16 protein-coding genes are annotated in these 23,416 nt (G+C 72.6%); 8 read left to right on the top strand and 8 right to left on the bottom strand.

Features of this window, described 5'->3' with window-relative positions; all coding sequences use genetic code 11:
• Window positions 1-3: 3 nt before the first annotated feature.
• Genes HJC40_RS20845 through HJC40_RS20830 form a run of 4 tightly spaced genes read left to right on the top strand, consistent with a single transcriptional unit; the run spans window position 4 to window position 7,001 of the window.
• Entirely contained in the window at window positions 4-1,089 is a 1,086-nt protein-coding gene (locus HJC40_RS20845) for a DegT/DnrJ/EryC1/StrS aminotransferase family protein (protein WP_250002935.1), read from the top strand.
• 12 nt (window positions 1,090-1,101) lie between these two features.
• Complete coding sequence (locus HJC40_RS20840) at window positions 1,102-4,740, top strand: DUF4082 domain-containing protein (protein WP_250002934.1); 3,639 nt, start codon at window positions 1,102-1,104, stop codon at window positions 4,738-4,740.
• Between the two features lie 15 nt (window positions 4,741-4,755).
• On the top strand, window positions 4,756-5,985 hold the full coding sequence (locus tag HJC40_RS20835; RefSeq protein WP_250002933.1) for an MFS transporter: 1,230 nt from the start codon (window positions 4,756-4,758) through the stop codon (window positions 5,983-5,985).
• Window positions 5,982-7,001 (top strand): hypothetical protein, encoded by a 1,020-nt coding sequence (locus HJC40_RS20830; RefSeq protein ID WP_250002932.1) that lies wholly within the window; start codon window positions 5,982-5,984, stop codon window positions 6,999-7,001. The genes HJC40_RS20835 and HJC40_RS20830 overlap by 4 nt, the downstream gene beginning before the upstream one ends.
• Here HJC40_RS20830 and HJC40_RS20825 read toward each other — a convergent pair.
• Window positions 6,994-8,148, bottom strand: coding sequence for a glycosyltransferase family 4 protein (locus HJC40_RS20825; RefSeq protein WP_250002931.1), 1,155 nt, complete (start codon window positions 8,146-8,148; stop codon window positions 6,994-6,996). The two genes, HJC40_RS20830 and HJC40_RS20825, sit on opposite strands and share 8 nt — an antisense overlap.
• Before the next feature lie 135 nt (window positions 8,149-8,283).
• Between HJC40_RS20825 and HJC40_RS20820 the strand changes: the two genes are divergently transcribed.
• A complete protein-coding gene (locus HJC40_RS20820) occupies window positions 8,284-9,348 on the top strand; it encodes a glycosyltransferase (protein WP_250002930.1) in 1,065 nt (354 codons plus the stop codon).
• On the opposite strand, the gene HJC40_RS20815 is transcribed toward HJC40_RS20820, so the two are convergent.
• The 7 genes from HJC40_RS20815 to HJC40_RS20785 are packed head-to-tail and all read right to left on the bottom strand — an operon-like array spanning window position 9,345 to window position 18,260.
• A complete protein-coding gene (locus HJC40_RS20815) occupies window positions 9,345-10,445 on the bottom strand; it encodes a glycosyltransferase family 2 protein (RefSeq protein WP_250002929.1) in 1,101 nt (366 codons plus the stop codon). The genes HJC40_RS20820 and HJC40_RS20815 overlap by 4 nt on opposite strands.
• A 1-nt stretch (window position 10,446) precedes the next feature.
• The gene (locus HJC40_RS20810) at window positions 10,447-11,919 is read right to left on the bottom strand and encodes an oligosaccharide flippase family protein (RefSeq protein ID WP_250002928.1); all 1,473 of its coding nucleotides are present in this window, start codon (window positions 11,917-11,919) and stop codon (window positions 10,447-10,449) included.
• Between the two features lie 7 nt (window positions 11,920-11,926).
• On the bottom strand, window positions 11,927-13,105 hold the full coding sequence (locus HJC40_RS20805; RefSeq protein WP_250002927.1) for a glycosyltransferase: 1,179 nt from the start codon (window positions 13,103-13,105) through the stop codon (window positions 11,927-11,929).
• Between the two features lie 59 nt (window positions 13,106-13,164).
• The gene (locus HJC40_RS20800) at window positions 13,165-14,535 is read right to left on the bottom strand and encodes an O-antigen ligase (RefSeq protein WP_250002926.1); all 1,371 of its coding nucleotides are present in this window, start codon (window positions 14,533-14,535) and stop codon (window positions 13,165-13,167) included.
• Window positions 14,532-15,467 carry a hypothetical protein gene (locus HJC40_RS20795; RefSeq protein WP_250002925.1) on the bottom strand — a complete coding sequence of 312 codons (936 nt, stop codon included), beginning with the start codon at window positions 15,465-15,467 and terminating at the stop codon, window positions 14,532-14,534. Before HJC40_RS20795 ends, HJC40_RS20800 begins: the two co-directional genes overlap by 4 nt.
• A 20-nt stretch (window positions 15,468-15,487) precedes the next feature.
• Complete coding sequence (locus tag HJC40_RS20790) at window positions 15,488-17,350, bottom strand: DUF4082 domain-containing protein (RefSeq protein ID WP_250002924.1); 1,863 nt, start codon at window positions 17,348-17,350, stop codon at window positions 15,488-15,490.
• 22 nt (window positions 17,351-17,372) lie between these two features.
• Window positions 17,373-18,260: a glycosyltransferase gene (locus tag HJC40_RS20785; RefSeq protein ID WP_250002923.1), complete on the bottom strand. Its 888-nt coding sequence runs from the start codon at window positions 18,258-18,260 to the stop codon at window positions 17,373-17,375.
• Between the two features lie 130 nt (window positions 18,261-18,390).
• Between HJC40_RS20785 and HJC40_RS20780 the strand changes: the two genes are divergently transcribed.
• The 3 genes from HJC40_RS20780 to HJC40_RS20770 are packed head-to-tail and all read left to right on the top strand — an operon-like array spanning window position 18,391 to window position 23,361.
• Window positions 18,391-19,203 (top strand): WecB/TagA/CpsF family glycosyltransferase, encoded by an 813-nt coding sequence (locus HJC40_RS20780; protein ID WP_250002922.1) that lies wholly within the window; start codon window positions 18,391-18,393, stop codon window positions 19,201-19,203.
• Window positions 19,200-20,177, top strand: a complete 978-nt coding sequence (locus HJC40_RS20775; protein WP_250002921.1) for a glycosyltransferase family 2 protein — start codon at window positions 19,200-19,202, stop codon at window positions 20,175-20,177. The genes HJC40_RS20780 and HJC40_RS20775 overlap by 4 nt, the downstream gene beginning before the upstream one ends.
• 13 nt (window positions 20,178-20,190) lie before the next feature.
• Window positions 20,191-23,361, top strand: coding sequence for a N,N-dimethylformamidase beta subunit family domain-containing protein (locus HJC40_RS20770; protein WP_250002920.1), 3,171 nt, complete (start codon window positions 20,191-20,193; stop codon window positions 23,359-23,361).
• Window positions 23,362-23,416 lie beyond the last annotated feature (55 nt).

Raw genomic sequence — 23,416 nt, 5'->3', positions numbered from 1 at the left:
CCCATGTCCCGGATTCCCCTGGTCGACCTGGCCGCCGCCCACGCCGAGGTGGCCGAGGAGGTCGAGGTCGGGTTCAAGCGCGTGATCGCCGAGACCGCGTTCGTCGGCGGCGCCGAGGTGGCCGCGTTCGAGCAGGAGTACGCGGCGTTCAGCGGCGTGCGCCACTGCGTCGGCGTGGCCAACGGCACCGACGCCCTGGAGCTGGCGTTCCGGGCCGTCGGCGCCGGCCCCGGCGGCGAGGTGATCCTGCCGGCCAACACGTTCATCGCCACGGCCGAGGCGGTCGCCCGCACCGGCGCCCGGGTCGTGCTGGTCGACTGCGACCCCCGGACGTCCCTCATCGACGTCGAGGCCGCACTGGCCGCGGTCACCCCGGACACCCGGGCGATCGCCCCCGTCCACCTGTACGGCCAGATGGCGGACGTGGCGCGTCTGCGGGCCGGCGGCGTCCCGGTCGTGGAGGACGCCGCTCAGAGCCAGGGCGCGACCCGCGACGGCCGGTCCGCGGGCGCCGGCGGCATCGCGGCCACCAGCTTCTACCCCGGCAAGAACCTCGGCGCGTACGGCGACGCCGGCGCGGTGGTCACCGACGACGAGGGGCTGGCCACCGCCGTACGGACGCTCGGCAGCCACGGCGGCCTGGCCAAGTACCGGCACGACGTGATCGGCGTGAACAGCCGCCTCGACGGCCTGCAGGCGGTCGTCCTGCGGGCCAAGCTGACCCGCCTGGCCGACGGCAACGCCCGCCGCCGGGCCGCCGCCGCCCGCTACGGCGAGCTGCTGGCCGGCCTGGACGTCGTGCTGCCGGAGACCGACGAGGGCAACGAGCACGTCTGGCACATCTACTGCGTCCGCGTGCCGGGCGGCCGTCGTGACGAGGTGCTGGACCGGCTCAACGCGGCCGGCATCGGCGCGGGCATCCACTATCCGGTCCCGGTGCACAAGACCGGCGCCTTCGCCCACCTGGGCGGCGTCCACCCGAACGCCGAGGCGCTCGCCCAGCAGATCCTGTCGCTGCCCCTCTATCCCCAGATCACCCCGGACCAGCAGGCCCGCGTGGCCGAGGTTCTCGCCACCGCAATTCGTTAGGGAGCATCGTCGATGATCACGGGGTTCCGCCGGAGCCGGGTGCTGACGGCCGCGGCCGTCAGCCTGGTCCTCACCGCCACCGCGCTGGCCGGCACCGCCGGCGCGGCGGCCGCCGACTGCTCGGCGAACCCCGTGGTGTGCGAGAACGCCGAGACCGGAACGTCCTCCGACGAGTGGGAGGTGCACGGCGCCGGTGACGGCTCGATCCAGGGCTTCGCCACCGACATCAGCGCCGACGCCGGCGAGACCGTCCACTTCAAGGTGCGGGCCGAGCACGCCTACACCATCGCCATCTACCGGCTGGGCTATTACGGGGGCGCCGGGGCGCGCCGGATCACGACGCTGGACGGCGCCTTCCCCGCCCAGAACGAGGAGACGCCCTGCGTCACCGACGACGAGACGCAGATCTACGACTGCGGGACCTGGGCCGAATCGGCGAGCTGGCCGGTGCCGGCCACAGCCGTGTCGGGCGTCTATCTCGCCAAGCTCACCCGCACGGACGACACGCAACGGGCCAGCCACATCACGTTCGTCGTCCGCGACGACGCCGGGCAGTCCCGGGTGCTGTTCAAGACCTCCGACGCGACGTGGCAGGCCTACAACTCGTACGGGGGATCGAATTTCTACGGCGGGCCGGGCGGGCGGGCCACCAAGGTGAGCTACAACCGGCCGTTCGCCACCCGGGACGCGTTCTGGGGCCGTGATTTCCTCTTCAGCAACGAGTACCCGATGATCCGCTTCCTGGAACGCAACGGGTACGACGTCAGCTACACCACCGACGTCGACGCCGACCGGGACGGCGACCGCATCGCCGACCACGACATCTTCCTGTCGGTCGGCCACGACGAGTACTGGTCGGGCGCCGAGCGCGCCTCCGTCGAGGCCGCCCGGGACGCCGGCACCCATCTCGCGTTCTTCAGCGGCAACGAGGTGTACTGGCGGACCCGCTGGGAGAACAGCAAGGACGGCGCCGGGGAGTCCCACCGGACCCTGGTCTGCTACAAGGAGACCTGGGACGGCACCAAGAGCGACGACAGCTCCGAGGAGTCCACGGCCACCTGGCGCGACCCGCGGTTCAGCCCGCCCTCGCAGGGTGGCGGGCTGCCGGAGAACGCCCTGACCGGCACGCTGTTCATGGCCAACAGCGACGACCTGACCCTGGCCGTGCCGGCCGCGCAGGGCCGCAACCGGTTCTGGCGGCACACGGACGCGGCCGGCCAGGATGCCGGGGAGACTCTGACCCTGGCCCCGCACACCGTCGGCTACGAGTCCGACGAGGACGTGGACAACGGCTTCCGCCCGGCCGGCCTGATCCGCCTGTCCACGACGACCGGCCCGACCCCGGAATACCTGCAGGACTTCGGCAAGGAGGTCAAGGCCGGCACGACCACCCATCACCTGACCCTCTACCGGGCCCCGAGCGAGGCGCTGGTCTTCGGCGCCGGGACGGTCCAGTACGCCTGGGGGCTCGACGCCGAGCACGACAGCGCGCCCGGGCAGGCCGAACCGGCGGATGAGCGGATGCAGCAGGCGGTGGTGAACCTGTTCGCGGACATGGGCGTGCAGCCGGCCACCCTGATGGGCACGCTGCACCCGGCGACGGAATCGACCGACACCACCGGGCCGGCGGTGGCCATCACGTCGCCCACGGCCACCGCCTCGGCCGCCAACGGCGCGAAGGTCACCGTCTCGGGCACCGCGAGCGACACCGGCGGCGGCGTGGTGGCCGGCGTGGAGGTCTCGCTCGACAACGGCGCCACCTGGCACCCGGCCTCGGGCACCACGACCTTCTCGTACGCCGGGAACGTGACCGGCGACGGCGCGGTGACCGTCAAGGCCCGGGCCACCGACGACAGCGCCGTCACCGGGCCGGTCGCCGCCCGGACGGTGACGCTGACCGGCTCGGCCAGCCTGTTCGGCGCCCGGGTGCCGGCCGTGCCCGCGGCCGCCGACGCCGCGGCCGCCGAGCTCGGTGTCAAGGTCGTCCCGCAGGCCGACGGCTTCGTCAAGGGCGTGCGCTTCTACAAGGGCGCCGGGAACACGGGCGCCCACGTCGGCACGCTCTGGTCGGCCGACGGCGAGCTGATGGCTTCGGGCACGTTCGACGACGAGACCGCGACCGGATGGCAGACGCTGCTGTTCCCCTCGCCCGTGCCCGTCGTCGCCGGCCGCACCTACGTCGCCTCCTACAGCGCGCCTCAGGGGCGCTACGCGGCTCAGGCGTGGGCGTTCGCCTACGGCGCCCACGGAGCGTCGCCGCTGACCGCGCCGATCGGCGTGCACGGTCCGATCGGCGAGTTCCCAAAGGAGTCGTACGAGAAGACCAACTACTTCGTCGACGTGGTCTACGACTCGCTGGCGCGGACGGCGCCAGGGGTGTCGGCCGTGTCGCCCAAGCCGAACGCCCGCTACGTGCCCGTCTCGGCGCATCCGGCGGTCACCTTCAACAAGGCGGTCGACGCCTCCACGGTCCAGTTCACCGTGACCGGCGCCGCGGGCCCGGTGGGCGGATCGGTGGCCGGCTCGGCCGCCCTCGACCCGGCCACCCGGAAGGCGACCTTCGTGCCCGCGGCGGCGCTGCCGGCCGGGCAGAAGCTGACCGTCTCGGTGACCGCGACCGACACCGACGGCAACGCCCTGCCCGAGGCCGAGACCTGGTCCTTCCACACCGATCCGGGCTCCACCACGGTCGCGAGCCTGTTCGCGGCCACCGACGTCCCGCCGCAACCCGCGGTCGACGAGGCGGCGCCGGTCACGCTCGGCGTGCGGTTCACCCCGCAGGTCTCCGGGACAGTGTCCGGCGTCCGCTTCTACAAGGGGCCGGGCAACGGCGGGACGCATTCCGGCAGCCTGTGGTCGTCGGCCGGCTCCCGGATGACGTCGGCGACCTTCGTCAGCGAATCGGCCGACGGCTGGCAGGAGGTCTGGTTCGCGACGCCGGTGAAGGTGACAGCGGGCGCGACCTACACCGCCTCGTACTTCGCCTCGCGGGGGCACTACGCCGCTGACGACGGCTACTTCGAGGCGGCCCGCACGACCGGGCCGCTGAGCACGCCGGCCGGCGCGGGCGTCTACGCTTACGGCTCGGACACGTTCCCCGAGACCTCGTGGTCGGGCAGCAACTACTGGGTCGACGTCATGTTCGTCGCCGACCCGGCGCCCACCCAGCCGGTCGTCCCGGCCGGCGCGACGACCGTCTTCGCACCCTCGGCCACGCCGGCCAATCCGAGCTGGAACGACCCGGACGAGATCGAGGTCGGCCTGGCCTTCACCTCGGACGTGGCCGGCCGGGTCGACGGGGTGCGCTTCTACAAGGGCGCCGGCAACAGCGGCCCGCACACGGCCACCCTGTGGTCGGCCGGCGGCGCCCCGATCACCAGCGGCGGCTTCATCAGCGAGTCCGGCGCCGGCTGGCAGACCATGCTCTTCGACGACCCGATCACGATCACCGCCGGAACGCAGTACGTCGTCTCGTACTCGGCGCCCAACGGCCACTACGCCGTCGACGTCGGCGGGCTCTCCGCGCCGGTGGTGCGGGCCCCGCTGAGGTCGGTGGCCAACGGCGGCCGGTACGCGTACGGCAGCACGTTCCCGGGCACCGCGGTCGGCCACAACTACTGGGTCGACGTCGTCTTCACGCCGGCCGGCTGAGCGGCCGGAGCAACCGTGTACGTATCCCTGCGCGACCGGCCCGGATCGGACGAGGACCGGTCCGGCCGCGCGCTGCGGCGGGTGTCGTCGACCGTGTTCCTGCTGGGCACGGTGAGCCTGCTGACCGACGTCTCCTCCGAGATGGTGGCGTCGGTGCTGCCGCTGTACCTCACCGCGTCGGTCGGCCTCAGCCTCTTCGCGTACGGCTTCCTGGACGGCATGTACCAGGGCGTCAGCGCGGTCGTCCGGATCGCCGGCGGCTTCGCCGGCGACCGTGGCGGGCAGCCCAAGTGGATCGCGGTCCTCGGGTACGGGGTGTCCGCGCTCAGCCGCCTGGCCCTGCTGCCCGCGGCCGGGTTCGCCGCGATCACCGCGGTGGTGACGGCCGACCGGCTGGGCAAGGGCCTGCGGACGGCCCCGCGCGACGCGCTGATCGTCGAGGCGTCCGACCCGGCCCTGCTCGGCCGCTCGTTCGGCGTACACCGGGCCTTGGACACGGTCGGCGCCGCCCTGGGCCCTCTGGTGGCGTTCGCCCTGCTGGCCAGTGTGCCCGGCAGCTACGACTCGATCTTCGTGGTGTCGTTCGCGTTCGCGGTCGTCGGGGTCGCTGTCCTGGTCCTGTTCGTGCCGAACCTGCGGACCGCCGGCGGGGCCGCCCGGATCGGGCTGCGCCTGGCCCTGCGCGAGGTGTCCGGCCGGCGACTGCGGCGCCCGCTGCTGGCCGCGGGCGTGCTCGGCCTGCTGACCGTCGGGGACGGCTTCCTCTACCTGTCCCTGCAGGAGCGCGACAACCTGGCCGCGGTCTACTTCCCCCTGCTGTACGTCGGCACGAACGTCGCCTATCTGGCGCTGGCCGTGCCGCTGGGCCGGGTGGCCGACCGGGTGGGACGGGCCCGGGTGCTCGTGGCCGGGCACGGCGCTCTGCTCTGCTGCTACCTGCTGGCGGCCTGGCCGGCCGGCGGTCCCGCGCTCACCGTCGGTGTCCTGGTGCTGCTCGGGGTCTTCTACGCGGCGACCGACGGGGTGCTGCCGGCGCTGATCGGCCGGCTGGTCCTGCCCGAGGCGCGCGGCAGCGGCATCGCGGCCGCCCAGACCGTGGTGGCGCTGACCCGCTTCGCCGCCTCGCTGCTGTTCGGGCTGCTGTGGACGGTTCAGGGTCCCGGCCGCTCGCTTCTGCTGTTCGCGGCGCTGCTGACGGCGGCCGTCCCGGTGGCGGCCTGGCTGCTGCGCGGGAGCGACCGGTGAACGCCCGGCTCCGCGTCCTCGTGTTCGCCGCGATCCTGGTCGTCGCCGGGCTCGGGGCCGGCGGGTTCGTCTGGAACGAGCGGCAGGGCCAGGCCCGGACCCGGGCCGCGGCGCCCGTCGTCGCGCAGGGCGGTGACCTCACGTCGCTGCGTGCCCGGCCGCATCTGGTCTTCCGCAGCACCGCGCTGGGCGACGGCTACGGCAAGGTGGCGGTCGTGCCCCTGTCGGCGCCGGACGGCCCCCGGACCTTCACCCCGGCGTCCTGCGAGCGGGTGCACGCCACCGCCGGGGACGCGGTCTGCCTCTTCGCGGACCGCGGGCTGGTCACCACCTACCACTCCCGGCTGCTCGACAGCTCCTGGCGACCGGCCCGCGAGTTGCCGCTGACCGGCCTGCCCAGCCGGGCCCGGCTGTCCCGCGACGGCTCGCTGGTCGCCACCACCACGTTCGTCCACGGCGACTCCTACGCCGATCCCGGGCAGTTCTCGACGCGTACGGTGGTGACCCGCACGGACGGCGACGTGGTCGGCGACCTGGAGAAGTTCCAGCTGGTCGTCGACGGCAAGGTGGTCAAGGCGGCCGACCGGAATCTGTGGGGCGTCACCTTCGCCGACGACGACAAGTTCTACGCCACCGCCGCCTCCGGGGGCCGGACGTGGCTGGTCGAGGGCAGCCTGAGACGACGTACGGTCAGCGCGCTGCACGCCGACGTGGAGTGCCCGTCGCTGTCGCCCGACGGCACGCGCATCGCCTACAAGAAGCACGGCGACCTGGCCCCCGGCAGGTGGCGCCTGGCCGTCCACGACCTGCGTACCGGCGAGGAGACGCTGCTGGCCGAGACCCGCAGCGTCGACGACCAGGCCGAGTGGCTGGACGACACCACGGTCCTGTACGGCCTGCCCCGCACGGCCGGCAACGGCGCCGCCACGAGCGACGTGTGGCGCGTGCCGGCCGACGGCGGCGGCCGGCCCGAGGTTCTCGTTCCCGACGCGTGGTCCCCGGCCGTCGTCAGATGACCTGGCGGTAGCAGTCGAGCAGCGCGCGGCCGGCCTCGTCCCAGGACAGGAACGAGCGTTGCGCCGTGCCGCGGGCCGAGAGCCGTGCGAGTTCCGCGGGGTCGCGGTGCAGCATCGTGAGCTGGCCGGCGAGCGTCGCGACGTCCGCGACGTCGTGCTCCAGGTAGTCCAGGCCGGGCCGGCCGAGCGGGCCGCACGCCGTACTGACCAGGGGGACACAGCCGCTGGCCTGGGCCTCCAGGGTGACCAGGGCGCTGCCCTCGGTCCACGACGGCAGCAGCAGGACGTCGGCCCGGGCCAGCAGCGACGGCACGTCCGACACGAAGCCGAGAACGCGCACGCTCGGATCGGCCAGCCCGTCGCGCAGAACGTCGGCGTAGTCGTCCTCGACGCGTCCGGCGACGAGCAGTTCGGCGTTGTCGAGCCCGGCCGCCCGCCAGGCCGCCAGGGCCACGTGCAGGCCCTTGGTGGCGTCGCCGCGACCGACGAAGGCGGCGGTGAACGGCCGGTCGGCCGGACGCTGCGCCGGTCTGGGCGCGAAGGCCTGTACGTCGCAGCCGTAACGATGCCGGAGGAGACGGTCCTCGGGAAAGCCTTCGCGGACGAACTCCCGCCACGCGTACGACGAGGGCACCAGCACGCGGGTGGCGCTCAGGTACTCCGCGATCTCGCGGTCCAGGACGGCGTGGTCGGACGCGTGCGAGTGGTCGCCGCGAAGTCTCACCCCCGCGTGCCGGACGGCCGCCTCGGATTCGCGGAAGACGCTGGCGGTGTGGGCGTTCGGCGACTCCCGCAGTGCCGGGATCCCGGCGGCGGCGGCCGCCCGAAGCGTATGCAGGCAACCGCGCGGCCAGGCGTGCACCACGTCGACGTCACCCGCATGCCCGCGTAGCCACCAGGCCGTGAGGCGATCGTGCAGCGTGTACGCCCGCTGCACGCCGAGGGCCCGGTGCGGGATGCGCCGGCCCGCGAGGGCGAGCGTCTCATGGACCCGGACGCTCGCCGGCAGAACGGCCGAGCCCACGGACGCGCAGAAGAGCGTGACGTCGGCGCCGAGGGCCGCGACGCCACGGATCTGGCTCAGCGCGGTCAACGCGATGCCGGGCCGATCGAGCACGTGCGGAAAGCTGTAGAGCAGCCTGACCATCGGACGGTCTCTCCTTCTCCGGTGGGCTCCCCGCATTCTCCGCGATGCGGCGCGTGAGGTGGTCCCGCCGACCGGCCGGTCCTCCTGCCTCTTTGGACGGTGTGACCCGGCCGCGCCGATTGCTTTACTCCTGAGGTGAAGGAGCGCGTAACAGAGCCGATCCGCCGAGCCGTCGCCGCCTACCGGCGCAGCACGGATCTGCGGATCCGCCAGGTTCCCGACTTCCGCGCCGGTGCGCCCACCGCGTCCCGGCCCACTGCGTACTATCTGGCGCCGCACGGCAGCGCTCCGAGCGGTGGCGTACGTGTCATCTATCGCCATGTCGACCTGCTCAACGAGCTGGGATTGCCCGCGACAGTCGTGCACGAGAAGGCGGGCTTCCGATGCGCCTGGTTCGCGAACGACACCGCGGTCGCGGCGGCCGCCGACGTGACGCCCGGCCCGCGCGACGTGCTGGTCGTGCCCGAGTGGTACGGCCCGACGCTGCACCGGGCGCCCGGCGAGCCACGCCTCGTGGTCTTCAACCAGCGGGCCTACGACACGTTCGACGCGGTTCCGTACGGCACCACACCGGCCGGGGCGCCGTACGCGAGCCCACGGCCGTCCGCGGTGCTGGCTGTCTCCGAGGACAACGCCGACCTGCTGCGGTACGCGTTCCCCGAGATCCCGGTGCACCTGACCCGCAACGTCATCGACGACCGGGTGTTCTTCCCGGCGTCCGGCCCGCGCCGCCGCCGCATCGCCTACGTCCCGCACCGCCGCCAGGCCGAGCGTGAACAGCTGCTGCACATCCTGCGGTCGCGGGGGGTGCTGCGCGACTGGGAGCTGACGGCGATCAGCGGCCGCACCGAGAACGAGACCGCCGACATCATGCGCGACAGCGCCATCTTCCTCAGCTTCAGCGACCGTGAGGGCTTCGGATTGCCACCGGCCGAGGCGATGGCCTGCGGGTCCTACGTGGTGGGCTATCCCGGTCTGGCCGGCCGGGAGTTCTTCGACGCGGCGCACTGCTCGCCGGTGGCCGACGGCGATCTGCTGGCCCTGGCCCGCGCCGTCGAGGACGCGTGCGCCACCGATGCCGCGTTGCTGGCCAAGAAGGGCGAGATCGCGTCGCGGCAGGTGCTCTCCCGATACTCACCGGCCAACCTGCGCGAAGACCTGACGGCCTTCTATCAGCCGCTGCTCCAGGGAAAGTCCTAGACCCCTCGCTCGATCCACCGGCGGTAGTTCGCGTCGTTGCGCAGCCGCCGGTAGACCTCCCAGGCGAAGAACGTCGGCACGACGGGGGACAGGCGAGGCCCGAGCCGCCGCCGGGCCTCGAGCCGCCGCCAGTCCTTCAGCTCGCGCGCCGCCGGATAGGTCTCGAGCGCGAAGGCCACGTACTCGTCGATCGGCTCGACGCCGGTGAGCCTGCGGTCGTAGGCGTGATAGCAGGCCTCGAGGGCCTCGGTGGCCAGAGCCCGCCGAGCCCGCTCGTGCAGCTGCGTGGCCTGCGCCAGCTTGCCGCCCGGTCCCTCGAAGACGGCGTCGAAGGCGACCCGCCTCTCGCGCAGGTCGAGCAGGCGCCCCGAGCCGGCGTTGACGCTCAGGCTGGCCGAGTGCTCGCGGTGCAGGGCCTGGTCGGCGCCCTCGATACGGGCCACGTCGGCGACTGCCGACACCCGCATCCAGGCCTCCATGTCGCACGCGTAGCGCATCCGGGTGTCCCAGGGGCCGACCTCGGCGTAGACGCTCGCCCGCACGACCGCCTCGGGTGTGGTGATGCAGTTGACGCCGGTCCGGCAGCGCTCGGCGAGCCAGTCCTCGCCGGCCCACACCGTCCAGCCGGTGGCCTCCGTGCGCGCAGCCGGCGGGTTGTCGCTGTGGAAGTGGACGGGATGGCCGTAGACGAGCCCGACGTCGGGGAAGGTGTCGAAGACCCGTACGGCGCGTGCGAGGCTGCCCGGCGTCAGCAGGTCGTCGGCGTCGAGGCGCACGACGAACTCGCCGGTGGCCCGCTCCAGCCCGTCGTTGAAGGCGGCGCAGGGCCCGTGGTTCGCCGGGTTCTCCACCACGATCACCCGATCGTCGCCGTGGGCCAGCTCCCGGGCCACGGCGCGGCTGTCGTCGGTGGAGCAGTCGTCGACCACGACGACCTCGACCTCGACGCCCTCCTGGGCGAGAACACTGCCGACGCTCGACGGCAGAAACCGACCGTAGTTGTAGGTCGGGATCACGACCGACACCCGGGCCGTCGTGCGGGTGGACGCCTCGCTCCGCGGCGGCGCCACAACTGTCCGGGCACGTAGCTTGTTCATCTCAACCCTTCGCCGCGACGGCGAGCGCCGCTTGGTCGATCTCGGTGGTGACCGCCGGGTCGCTCGCGATCCCGCGCAACTCGGCGAGCCGGCGTCGCAGCCACGGCAGCAACGGGACGACGTAGACGGCCGCGGTGACGGCGCCGCCCAGCAGCAGACGCGGGAACGCGCCGGAAACGACGGTGACCGCCCATCGCCCGGCCAGGACGGCGGGCACGGCGAGCAGCGCGGGGGCCAGCAGGCGCAGGGCGAAGGTGCCGAGCGGCACGTGATGGCGGCGCAGGAAGACGGCGTAGAGCGGCAGCACCAGAACCGCGCAGACGATCACCTGGGCCCAGCCGGTGCCGGCCAGTCCGAACTCGCGCTGGCCGACGATGACCGCGGGCAGGAGGACGACGAGCCAGACGGCCTGGACGACCAGGACCGGGCGGCTAGCGCCGACCGCGATGAGGAACGTCGCGATCAGGTCGAAGAGCACCCGGAGGGCGCCGAAGACCGCCAGCCCGGCCAGGGCGGCGGCGGCCGGTGACCAGCGTTCGCCGTACAGCAGAGGGACGATCACGGGGGCGAGCGCGGACAGGCCCACCCCGACGAGCAGAGCCACACCCCAGGTGAGGGCCGCGGCCGCCACGAACCCGTCGGCTCGGCGGGCGTCGTCCCGGGTGCCGGCGAAAGCGGGCAGCGCGACGACCCGGATGGCCATGCCGAGCGCGCTCATCGGCCACGTCGAGATGTTGAAGGCGAGGGTGTAGAGACCGAGCATCACCGTGCCGGCCACGGCTCCCACGGTCAGGTGCCCGGCGTTCATGACGACCCAGGACAGCACGTTGGCCGCGGCCAGCGGAACCCCGAAGACGAGAAGCTGACCGGTGACGCCGCGGTCGAACCCGAAGACCGGCCGGGTGCGCGTGAGGATGAACTGGAACACCGTCACGACCGCCTGGGCGATGACCCGGGACAGGGCCAGGGCCATCGCGCCCATGCCGAGCAGGACGAAGCCGACGGTCAGGGCCGTGCCGAGCACGAAGCTGGTCGTGTCGAGACCCATCTGGGCCGACTGCCGGTACTCCCTCTGCATGATCGCGTAGGGCACCACCGACAGGCCGCTGAGCAGCAGCGTCAGCGACATGACCCGGACGACCGGCGCCGCCTGCGGGCTGCCCATGGCGTCCGACACCGGACCGGCGGCGAGCCACATGCCGGCGGTGAGCAGCGCGCTGGTGACCATCGAGATGGTGGTGACCGTGCCGGCTCGCCCCTGGACGCCGTGCCGGACGATGTCGGCGCTCATGCCCAGATCGGCGAGCGCCATGACGATCGCGAGGGCCGTCATCGCCACCGCGAAGACACCGAACTCCTCGGGCGACAGGAGCCGGGCGAGCAGAATGCCCACGGCCAGGTTGCTGACGCGCAGGACGACGTTGTTGACGGTGCTCCAGGCGAGCGCCCGCTTGACCTTGTGAGCCGTGGCCATGAGGTTCCTATCGCGCCCGGCGCTGACGCGCCAGGTGAGCTTTGAAATTGATCAGGTGCGCCGTCGGATGAGCCAGCGCCGCCGCTCGGCGGAGCCGGCCGGCGGGACGGCGCACAGCGTCCGTGTAGATGTCGAGTTGGCGCTGCGCCGCGGCTGCCAGGCTGAACCGGTCGACGACCACCGACCGGCCCAGCTCGCCCAGCCCGGCCCAGCGGGCCCGGTCACGGCTGAGCTCGTCGAGCGCCGCGGTCACGGCCGGGGTGCCGTCCGAGCCGTCGCCGACGCCGTAGAAGCCCTGCTCGAGGAAGACCGGCAGCGTTGCCGGCGTCAGCGTGAGCCAGAAGCCGGCTTCACCCTGCACGATCAGGGGCTTGGCGAAGGACATCGAGCGCAGCGCGGACATGCCCATGCCGATCATGAGGTCGGCGGCGGCGTACGCGTCGTGCGGATCGAGCATCGCCCCGGTCAGCGTCACCACCTCCGCGCCGCGATGGGCGTTCACCTCGTCCGCGGCGGCCTGGATCTCGGCGCGGCAGGGGCCGTCCCCGACGATGAGGAGCCGGACCCGCAACGCCGGGTCGAGCGCCCCCACCGCGCGGGTCGCAGCCAGCAGACCTTCCAGCTTGAGCGCCGCGGCCAGCCGGGACACCGACACCACGGCGATCTCGTCGTCGGCCAGGCCCAGGTTCTTGCGGGCCTGCCGGTTGTCGGCGACCGGGGCGTTGGCCTCGGTGTCGACGGGCGGCTCGATGACGTGGACATCGGGACGCAGGCCACGCTCGCGCTCGGCGATCTCGTGGGTTCCCACGATCAGCGGCAGGTGCCTGGGCACCCAGGCCGGCACCTCCATGGACAGGACGGTGGAGACGAGCGGCACCCCATCGCGCAGATAGGCGCCATAGGCCGATTCCAGGGTGGGTGCCCACTCGTACGCGTGGACCAGGTCGATGTCGCGCCCGCGCACGACCTCGGCGATGGCAGCCACGTTGCGCCGGGACGGCGGTTCACCCTTCGGCGGGGCCGGCACGAACTCCAGGCCCAGGCCGGCCACCATCGGGCGCAGCTCGCCGTCCGGGCCGTAGATGATCACCTCGTGCCCGTGCCGGGCCACGCTCGCGGCGATCTCGATGGCGTTGATCTGGCTGCCACCGATCTCCAGGGTGTGCAGGCAGGTGAGGATGCGCATCGTCGGCCTCCGTCGGGTCGGCCGGGCGGGGGCCGCGCGGCCAAGGGCAGGAAACACGGTCATCGGTCGGCCCGGAGCGGCGCCGAGGTGCGGACGGCTCGGGCCGGGTGGGTGAAGCGCCAGACGGCCCCGCACAGGCCGAGCATCAGCGCCAGCACCGTGGAGTACGTGCTGAAGCCGAGGGCGTCGAAGGTGGCGTTGGCCAGGATGCCGGTCAGGGCCACGGCGATCAGGCAGGCGCAGAGATGCCGCTCCGCGGCCACGGTGGTGCGCCGCAGGGCCAGGCCGGCGAGCCAGACAGCGCCGATGTACAACGTCGCCAGGGCGGCGACCCCGACCACGCCGTTGGACAGGGCCGTTCCCAGCCACTGGTTGTCGAGGTACTGGTACTGGGGGGAGACCCAGGTGCCGGTGCCCCGGCCCAGCCACGGCGTCTGCGAGAAGTAGTGGCCCACCATCTCGTACCGTTTGGTCCGCGCGGTGATGCTGGGGTCGTTCTCGGCGTCGAGGAAGATGCCCGAGATCGTCGACGCCACGTTCGGCTTGGCCACCGCCATCGCGACCAGCAGACCAGTGCCGATGACGAGCATGTTGTAGCGCAACCGCCACCCCCACACCGGGACCAGCACGGCCAGCACGACGCCGAGGGCCAGGAAGCCGGTGCGGGACATCGTCACCGGTACCGCGCCGGCGATCAGCAGCGCGGCCACCGCGAACAGGTGCCGTTGCCGCGGGGTCGGCGCGAAGCGGGCGAAGTGGATGGCGAACGGCAGGGCCATCACCATGATGAGGCTGAACTCGATGTAGTGGAACGCGGTGCTGGCGACCCGGACGCCGCCGCCGCGCAGCTCCAGGCCGACGATCCAGCCCTTGGGCTGCAGGCCGGGGATCATCAGCCGCTGCGTGAGGTCGATGTAGAGCAGGGCCTGGACCAGCCCGATGACGGCCATGAAGCAGGCGCACCAGACGAAGACCCGCAGAACCCCCTGCAGCCGGGCCCAGTTCGGGATGCCGTCGGCGGCGATCAGCATGACGCCGAGGAACGCGATGGCGCCCAGCATGGCCCGGTCCGCCGAGTTCATCTCCATCGTCGTCAAGCCCCGCAGGAAGCCGACGGCGTACGACACCAGGAGCGACAGGACGTAGACCAGCGCGATCCACCGGGCCGGCTGCGGGCCGACCATCATCAGCCGCGGGCTCAGCCGGGCGACCAGCCACCAGCAGCCCAGCAGGAAGGCCCCGATCAGGGCGGGCCGTCCGAGGTCGGTCAGGCCCGGGACGATGAGATAGGCGGGGAAGAGGGTCAGCAGGCCGATCGTGAGCGACAGCACCGCCGGCGCGTCGACCGTCGTGAATCGCCGCCGGGTGAGATACGTCCGGTCGGCGATCAGGGACGGATCGAAGTCGGCGAGGTGGGCGCTCGACGTCAAGGCCGCGGGTCCTTGCCGTTGTGCCCGGCGCCGGACTCGCTCGGCCGGCTGCCGGGTGTGGGCAGCACGATCGTCGCCTCACCGGGAATGCGTAACGGGGAGGACTTCTGGGCCGGCCGGATCTGGACGGTGCGGTCCCCGGGTTCGTCGTCGAGCGCGGAGGACGCGTACTCCCGACCGGCGGGCCGGGGCGCCGGCGCGGGCGCGGAGGCGGGGACGGGGGCAGGGCTCACCGGCACGACCGCTGTTCCGGCCGGTGGGCCGCTGGTGGGCGTCGTCCCGGCGTCGTCCGCGGCGCGGGCCGCCTTGAGCCGGGAGCGGCGCCGCAGCAGGGCGTCCACCCCGATCGTCACGGCCGTACTGGCCAGCACACCGGCCCCGAGGACGGCGACCAGCGCCCGCTTGACCTTGGAGTTCTTCTCCACGATGTTGGTGCCCTGGTCGAGGCGCCGCGTCGTGGCGTAGCTCGTCTTCTTGGCCCCGTACTCGGCCTGCAGCTCTCGGACGCTCACGTCGAGGCGCTTGACCACCTCTTCGGTGGTGGCCGCGGCCTGCTCCTTGGTGGTGCCGATGGCCTCGATCGTCACCACGGGCGATTGGTCGTCGAGGGTGATCAGGACGGTGTCGGACAGGCCCTGCGCCTTGAGCTGTTCGAGCACGGTGGTGTCCTGCACCGTCAGCACGGCAGCCTGACCCAGGGCGTTGTAGCCCAGGGAGAGCCACGGGTTGATCGGGCCCGGATTCTTCTTGGGTACCCCGGTCTGCGGCTCCTCCGGGGCGGTGGGCGGGACAACCTGGACGTACGACGTGGCGACGTAGTCGGGCTGGATGGTGGAGCCTGTCCAATAGGCCGCATAGGCCGTCAGCAACAGGAACGGCACGGTGAGATACCACCGCCGCAGCAACACCTTCGTGAGATCCCAGAAATCCACGTCTTCCTCTCAGTTTGCTCTCACGGAACGACTCGGTAGATGTGGTAGGAAGACTCACTACCGAAGGTGTCACGCAGGTGGCCGCCGGTGATCGGGACGGTTCTGTTCTCGAACATGACCTCGGCCCGGGCCCCGGTCAGACCGGGCGGCAGCGCCAGGGTCTGCTCGCCCGTGCCGCCTTCGCGGCCGGGCATCGCGAAGATGTAGTACGACCCGTCGTGCGCCTTGAGCATGGTGTCCAGGGCCGGGTTGAACGTCCACTGGTACGACTGGGTGTTGAGCACGGGCGCCAGCCGGGTGATGCGCCGGTTGACCTCGGTCACGGCCGGGCGCACCGCGTCACCGCACTTCTCCCGCAGGACATGCTGGGAGACGCAGGGGCCGCCGAAGTTGTGATTGAAGTAGATGATGCCGCGGGCCTCGTGGATCAGCGAGCTCATCACCGCGCCGGCCAGTTGCTCGCCGGTGATGGTGGGCAGGGCCGCGTCGCTGCCGGGGTGGCTGACCTCGACGAAGTTGAAGACGGGCTGGCGTTTGCCGTCGGCCGCGTCGAGGGTGCGCATGCGGTCGACGGTCAGCCCGTAGTTCGCGGCCCGCCGGCAGAACTCCTCCTTGACTCCCAGGACACGACCCTCGTGGTCGGCCCGGCAGACGTTGCCGTCGGTGTACCAGTAGATGTCGTTGGACACGACGGCGGAGTAGCTGTTGACGAGCTTCGCGGCATCCGCGTCGGACTGCCAGAACATGACGCCCTTGCCGTAGTTGGCGTAGGCCATGCGGCCGTCCTTGGGCAGCTTGCCGTGCAGCGTCGCCTGGATGTCCTTGCCGCAGCCCGACCCCTTCGGCGTGCAGACCTCGCCCTGACCGGGCCACTTGCCGGTCCAGCGGCCGTCGCCGGCGCCGCCCCACATGTCGGCCTCGTCGGCGAGGACCCACCCGACGCTCTCGTCGCCCCGGTCCTTGTGGTCCTCGGCGATCATCGCGGACATCCCGTTGCGGCGGATCAGCTCGAGGTCCGAATCGCCGGTCAGCATGATGTAGGTGTTGAGGCCCATCTTCTTGTCGAGGTCGACCTCCTGCTGGCGGCCGACACCCTCGTACCAGACGGCGACGGGGAAGAACGAATCCTTGTCCCAGCCGGAATTGCGGGCCGGCGCGAACGACTTGTAATACGACGGGCCGCCCTCCCAGGGGATGCGGGGCAGGCTCAGCGCCGCCGCTGCGGCCGCGCCGGACGAGGGCGTCGCCGCGCCCGGCGCCGCCGCGCTCGCCGCCGCCGCCGGCTGGAAGACGACGTCCACCCAGTAGTTGCTGGCCTGATAGGACAGGGCGGGCAGGGTTCCCTTGTCGTAGGCGAAGACACCGGCGTCGGCGACCGCGCTCAGCGGCCCGGCCTGCGCCGGTTTGCGGAAGAATCCCGTGCTGGCCCGGTAACGGTCGGCCTGGTACGAGACGACGTACTGCTCACCGGCCTTGATCGGCACCGGCGACGACAGCGGCACGTCCTGCCAGCCGGTGAGGGTCGCGCTGGAGGTCGCGCCGGCCAGCTTCTTGCCGCCGCGCACGCTCCAGACGGTCACCGGGTGGCTGCTGCTGTCGTTGTGGGCGCGCAGGAAGCGCACGGCCGACAGGACGCCGTCGCTCCGGGACGAGAAGCGCAGCCCGATCTCGACCGGCGCCTCCTCCTGGGTGGTCTGCACGCCGGTGATGTCGTCGCCGGCGAAGAAGGAGAACGTCTCGGCCGCGGCGGGGGCGGCGGCCGGCCGGGGCGTCTCGGTCGTGCCGCGGTTGACCACGAGCGCCACGATCACCGCCACGATCAGCAGCGTGACCGCGGCCGCGACGGCGATCAGGCGGCGCCGGTCGGTGGTTGTCACTCGCACAGGTCTGTCCCTCTCACCGTGGTCAAGGCGTGTCGCGCGCGGGCACGGGGTCGGCCGGTGTCCGCTGTCGCGGGACCGGGACGGCCGGACGTCCCCACCCGGAGCGGACGTCCCAGGAGGCCGAGCGCCTCGTCCGCTCGGCCAGCAGCACCACCGTGACGTAGACGACGGCCGAGGGCAGCAGCCACGGTCGCCGCAGGACCACGTCACGCAACCACGATGCCGGGTCGGCCGTCGCCGGCGTGGCGACGACCTCCGGGTGGGCCCGCAGGTAGCGCTCGAACTCGGCGTTGCCGTCACGGGCGCGGGCGACCCGGCGGATCAGGTCGCCGGCCGTGCGGGGCGCCACCACGCGCACCGGGACGTCGATCTCGGCCTTCTCGCCGTCGGGCACGACCGCGTCGAGAAACATGTCGTCGGCGGTGATCTCGGGGAACCGGACGAAGCGGGACCGGGCGTGCGACGAGACCGCGATGATCCCGCGGCCGAACAGGCGTCCCCGGAACACGGGCAGGCGGCTGTTCACCGCGTAGAAGGCACGGACCGGCCACGTGCTGGCCGACGTGTCGACGGCCGGCCGCGGCACGGCCGCCTCGATGCCGGGCCGGTTCACCTCGTCGGCCAGCCGGCGCAGCACGCCGGGGTCGGCCGGGACGTCGGCGTCGAGGTAGACGCGGACGTCGCCGGTGGCCACCTCGTCGGCCGCGTTGAGCGCGGCCGTCTTGGAGGGAGCGCCGACCTCGACGACCCGGACCCCGAACGAGCGGGCCACTTCGGCCGTCCGGTCGGTGCATCCGTTGGCCGCCACGATGATCTCGATGTTGTCGTCGGCGTTTCCCGTCAATGTCCGCAAAGTCGGGCCGATGCCGGCTTCCTCGTTGAAAGCGGGCAGGATGACGCTGATTCGCACACCGTGATGCTTCCGGCCGGGCGGGCCGGCAACAACCGGTCGAATGGACGAGCCGCTATCGCGTTCTCGACACACCTGAGGGCCATTCGGGTCTCCGTCCACAGAGTCGCGGGTCGGTAACTTCCAGAGCATGCAGGCGTCTCGAAGCGTCCCGGAAACCGTTGTGGCTCAACGGAAGACCGTCGACCTGGCCGGTGTCCATTTTGATCCGTTGGCTGAACAAGAGGTGATCGCACGGGTTGTGGCGGAGTTGTCCGGCGGGCGGGGCGGGCAGATAGTCACCCCCAATGTGGACATCCTGCATCGAGTCGTGCGAGATCCCGAGTTGAAGGGACATCTGGCGGCATCCGAGATTGTGGTGGCTGACGGGAAACCTCTCATTTGGGCCTCGCGCCTGGCCGGCGATCCGTTGCCGGCCCGGGTTCCGGGCTCGGATCTGATCTGGAGCCTGTCCGCCGCGATGGCCGAAGCCGGGCGGTCGGTGTATCTGCTCGGCGGCGAACCGGGGACGGCGGAGCGGGCCGACGAGGTCCTGCGCGAGCGGTTGCCCGATCTCAAGCGGGCCGGCCATCTCAGCCCCTCGATCGGTTTCGACGCCCGCCCCGAGGAGTACGACGAGGTCTGTGACGAGGTCGCCGGCGCCGCCCCGGATCTGGTCTTCGTCGGCTTCGGCTTTCCCAAGCAGGAGCGCGTCATCGCCCGGCTGCGGCCGCGTCTGCCGCACACCTGGTTCCTGGGCTGCGGCGCGGCCATCGGCTTCGTCGCCGGGGTGCAGTCCCGGGCGCCCGGCTGGATGCAGGACAGCGGCCTGGAATGGGTGCACCGGCTCCGGCTCGAGCCGCGCCGGCTGATGCGCCGCTACCTGGTCGACGACCTGCCCTTCGCCGTGCGCCTGCTGGCCGGCAGCGCGGGCCGGCGCCTGCGGGGCGGAGCCGTCCGATGAGCCGTCCCGACGTTTCGGTCGTCATCGTCTCGTACAACACCCGCGAGCTCACGCTGGACGGGCTGAAGAGGCTGTCGGCCAGCCGCACCGACGACGTCAGCTTCGACGTCACGGTGGTGGACAACGCCTCGTCCGACGGTTCGGCCGACGCCGTGGCTGCGGAGTTCCCGGAGGTACGGCTGGTGCGGCTGCCGGTCAACGTGGGCTGGGGCCGCGGCGTCAACCGGGGCGTGGTGGCCGGCACGGGCCGCTACGTCCTGCTGCTCAACCCGGACGCGGCCCCGGTCGGGCACCCCGTGGCCGAGCTGTTCCGTTTCGCCCGGGCCCATCCACGGCACGGCATCTACACCGGGCGGACCCTTCACCCCGACGGGACCGACGACAGGTATTCCTGCTGGGGCCTGCCCAGCCTGCGCGGCTACGTCGGGTTCGCCACCGGCCTGGGCTCGGCCATCGGCTGGTTCGACCCCGAGGGCCTTCCCGGGTACGACCGCCGCAGCGTCCGTGAGGTGCCGGCCGTCTCCGGCTGCTGCATGCTCGTCGAGCGCGACCTGTTCGACCGGCTGGGCGGGTTCGACCCGGTCTACTTCCTCTACAGCGACGACATCGACCTCTGCACCCGGGCCGCGGCGCTGGGCGCCAGCCCGGTCGTGGTGCCGGACGCCGCCGTCATCCACGTCGGCGGCGCGTCGTCCAGCTCCGAGGGCCAGCGCATCAAGATCCTGCGGGGCAAGGCGACCTACGTCCGGCGGCACTGGTCGCCCGGTCGTGCCCGCGTGGCCCTCGGCCTGATGACGACCGGGGTCGGCCTGCGCGCGGTCGGCAAGACCCTGCTCGGCCGCGACCGGGCCCGCGGCGTCGACTGGACGGCCGTCTGGCGCGAGCGCCGCACCTGGCGGGCCGGCTGGCCCGAGGTCGACGAGCCCCGGCCCCCGCACAGCGCTCTCCTCGAGAACGTCCCGACGGCCCGGTAAGGCGGTACCCACCATGCCCCGATCGTTGCGGCCCCTTCTCGCGCTCGTCCTGGTCGTGGCCGGCCTGTCCGTGCCGGCCCCGGCCCGGGCCGCCGATCCGTGCGCCCCGCTGGTCAATCCGGTCGCGTGCGAGAACAGCAAGCCCGGCACCCCGTCCTCGACGTGGGACGTCGCCGGGTCGGGCAGCGCGGCGATCCAGGGCTTCGCCACCGAGATGAGCGTCAACGTCGGGGGGACGCAGCGGTTCAAGGTGAAGACCACGGCCGCCTCGTACCGGCTGGACATCTACCGGATGGGCTACTACGGCGGGGCCGGGGCCCGGCTGATCACGACCGTGAACCCGGTCGGGCGGCAGACCCAGCCGGACTGCCTCACCGCCCCGGCGACCGGGCTGGTCGACTGCGGCAACTGGGCGGTCTCAGCCTCCTGGCCGGTGCCCGCGACGGCGGTGTCCGGCATCTACTTCGCCCGGCTGACCCGCACCGACGGCACCTCGGGCGCGAGCCTGGTCGTGTTCGTCGTACGCGATGACGCCAGCCGCTCCGACCTGGTCCTGCAGACCTCGGACACGACCTGGCAGGCCTACAACCAGTACGGCGGGAACAGTTTCTACGCCGGGTCGCCGGCCGGGCGGTCGTACAAGGTCAGTTACAACCGGCCGGTCACCACGCGCGGGACCGGCCCGGAGGACATGGTCTTCAACGCCGAGTACCCGATGGTGCGGTGGCTCGAGGCCAACGGCTACGACGTGAGCTACCTCGCCGGCGTCGACACCGACGCCCGCGGCTCGTTGCTGACCAACCACAAGGCGTTCCTGTCGGTCGGCCATGACGAGTACTGGTCGGGGCGGCAGCGGGCCAACGTGGAGGCCGCCCGGGACGCCGGCGTGCACCTCGCCTTCTTCAGCGGCAACGAGGTGTTCTGGAAGACCCGGTGGGAGACGTCGATCGACGGCTCGGGCACCCCGTACCGGACCCTGGTGTCGTACAAGGAGACCCACGCCAATGCCAAGATCGACCCGGCCGCGGAGTGGACCGGCACCTGGCGCGACCCGCGGTTCAGCCCACCGGCCGACGGCAACCGTCCCGAGAACGGGCTGACCGGCACCCTCTTCAAGGTCAACGCGGGCACGGTGAGCCTGCGGGTGCCGGCCGAGGACGGCCGGATGCGGTTCTGGCGCGGCACCTCGGTGGCGACGCAGGCGGCTGGCGCGACCGCGACCCTGGGCACCGGCACGGTCGGGTACGAGTGGGACGAGGACGCCGACAACGGGGCCCGGCCCCGCGGCCTGATCCGGCTCTCCACGACCACCGCGAGCGGACTCGACGTCCTGCAGGACCACGGCTCGACCTACGCGACCGGCAGCGCCACCCACCGCCTCACGATGTACCGCGCGCCCAGCGGCGCGCTGGTCTTCGGGGCCGGGACGGTCCAGTGGTCGTGGGGTCTCGACAGCACCCACGACCGCGGCTCCGGCGCGGCCAGCACCCCGATGCGCCAGGCCACCGTCAACCTGTTCGCCGACCTGGGCGCCCAACCGGCCACGCTCCAGTCCGGTCTGAGCGCCGCCACGCGGTCCACGGACGCCACCGGTCCGAGCGCCGCCATCACCGCGCCCGCCGCCGGCGCGAGCGTGCAGGCCGGCTCCCCGGTGACCGTCGCCGGCACGGCCACCGACGCCGGTGGCGGCGTGGTCGGCGGGGTCGAGGTGTCCACCGACAACGGCGCCACCTGGCATCCGGCCACCGGCCGGGCGACCTGGACGTACGCGTGGAACCCGACCGCGAGTGGCCCGGCCACGATCCGGGTGCGGGCCACCGACGACAGCGCCAACGTGGGCGCGGACACGGCGGTGGCCGTCACCGTCGGGGCCCGGTCGTGCCCGTGCAGCCTCTGGGGACCGGGCGCCACCCCGGGGATCGCCGCGGACCCCGACTCCACCGGCACCGAGGTCGGCACGAAGTTCCGCGCCGACGTGGCCGGCCGGGTGACGGCGATCCGGTTCTACAAGAGCCCGGCCAACACCGGCACCCACGTCGGGCGCCTGTGGACGGCCTCGGGCACGCTGCTGTCGACCGTCACCTTCACCGGTGAGACGGCGTCCGGCTGGCAGCAGGCCACCCTGTCCACCCCGGTGTCGCTGGCCGCTGGCACGACGTACGTGGTGTCGTACTACGCGCCGAACGGCCGCTACGCCGCCGACCCGACCTACTTCGCGGCCCGAGGCTACGACAACGCCCCGCTGCACGCCCCGCGGGACGGGGCCGACGGAGCCAACGGCGTCTACCGTTTCGGGCCGGGCTTCCCCACCCTGGCCTGGGAGTCGGCCAACTACTGGGTCGACGTCATGTTCAGTCCCGGCGGCGGCACGCCCGACACGACCGCGCCGGCGGTGGTCGCGCGGACCCCGGCGGCCGGCGCCACCGGCGTGGCCCGGACGACCGCGGCGACCGCGACCTTCAGCGAACAAGTGTCCGGCGCCGTCGTGACGCTCACCGGTCCGGCCGGCGCTGTCGCGGGCGCCACGGCCTACGACGCCGCCACCTCACGGGTGACCTTCACCCCGGCGGCCCAGCTCGCCGCGTCGGCTCAGTACACGGTTGCGGTCAGCGGCGCGCGGGATGCCGCCGGCAACGTCCTGCCGGCCACCTCCTGGTCGTTCACCACCGCGGCGAGCGCGCCCAGCGGCTGCCCCTGTTCGATCTGGGCCGCCTCGGCGACGCCCGGCACCCCGGCCGAGCCGGACACCGACGCCGTCGAGGTCGGCACGAAATTCCGGTCGGACGTGGCCGGGCTGGTGACCGGCGTGCGGTTCTACAAGGGCAGCGGCAACACCGGTACGCACGTCGGCCACCTGTGGAGCGCCGCCGGGGCCGGCCTCGGCACGGTCACGTTCACGGGTGAGAGCGCCACCGGCTGGCAGACGGCGACGTTCGCCACGCCGGTGCCGATCAGCGCCGGCGCCACGTACATCGTCTCGTATTACGCGCCGGCCGGCCGGTACGCCGCCGACAGTGGCTACTTCACCACCGCCGGCGCCGACAACGGTCCGCTGCACGCCTTGCGGGACGGCCTCGACGGCCCCAACGGCGTCTACCGCTACGGGGCCGGCGGCGGCTTCCCGTCCGCGAGCTGGCAAGCCAGCAACTACTGGGTCGACGTCCTGTTCGAGCCGGCCACCTGAGGAGAGCCGCATGCGCCGACGCGCGATGGGTTGCCGTCGGTCGACGCTTCCCAGC

The organism is Actinoplanes sp. M2I2, assembly GCF_023544445.1.
GTDB lineage: Bacteria > Actinomycetota > Actinomycetes > Mycobacteriales > Micromonosporaceae > Actinoplanes.
The sequence above is the reverse complement of the archived record's forward strand: the minus strand, read 5'-3'. Positions and strand labels throughout refer to the sequence as shown.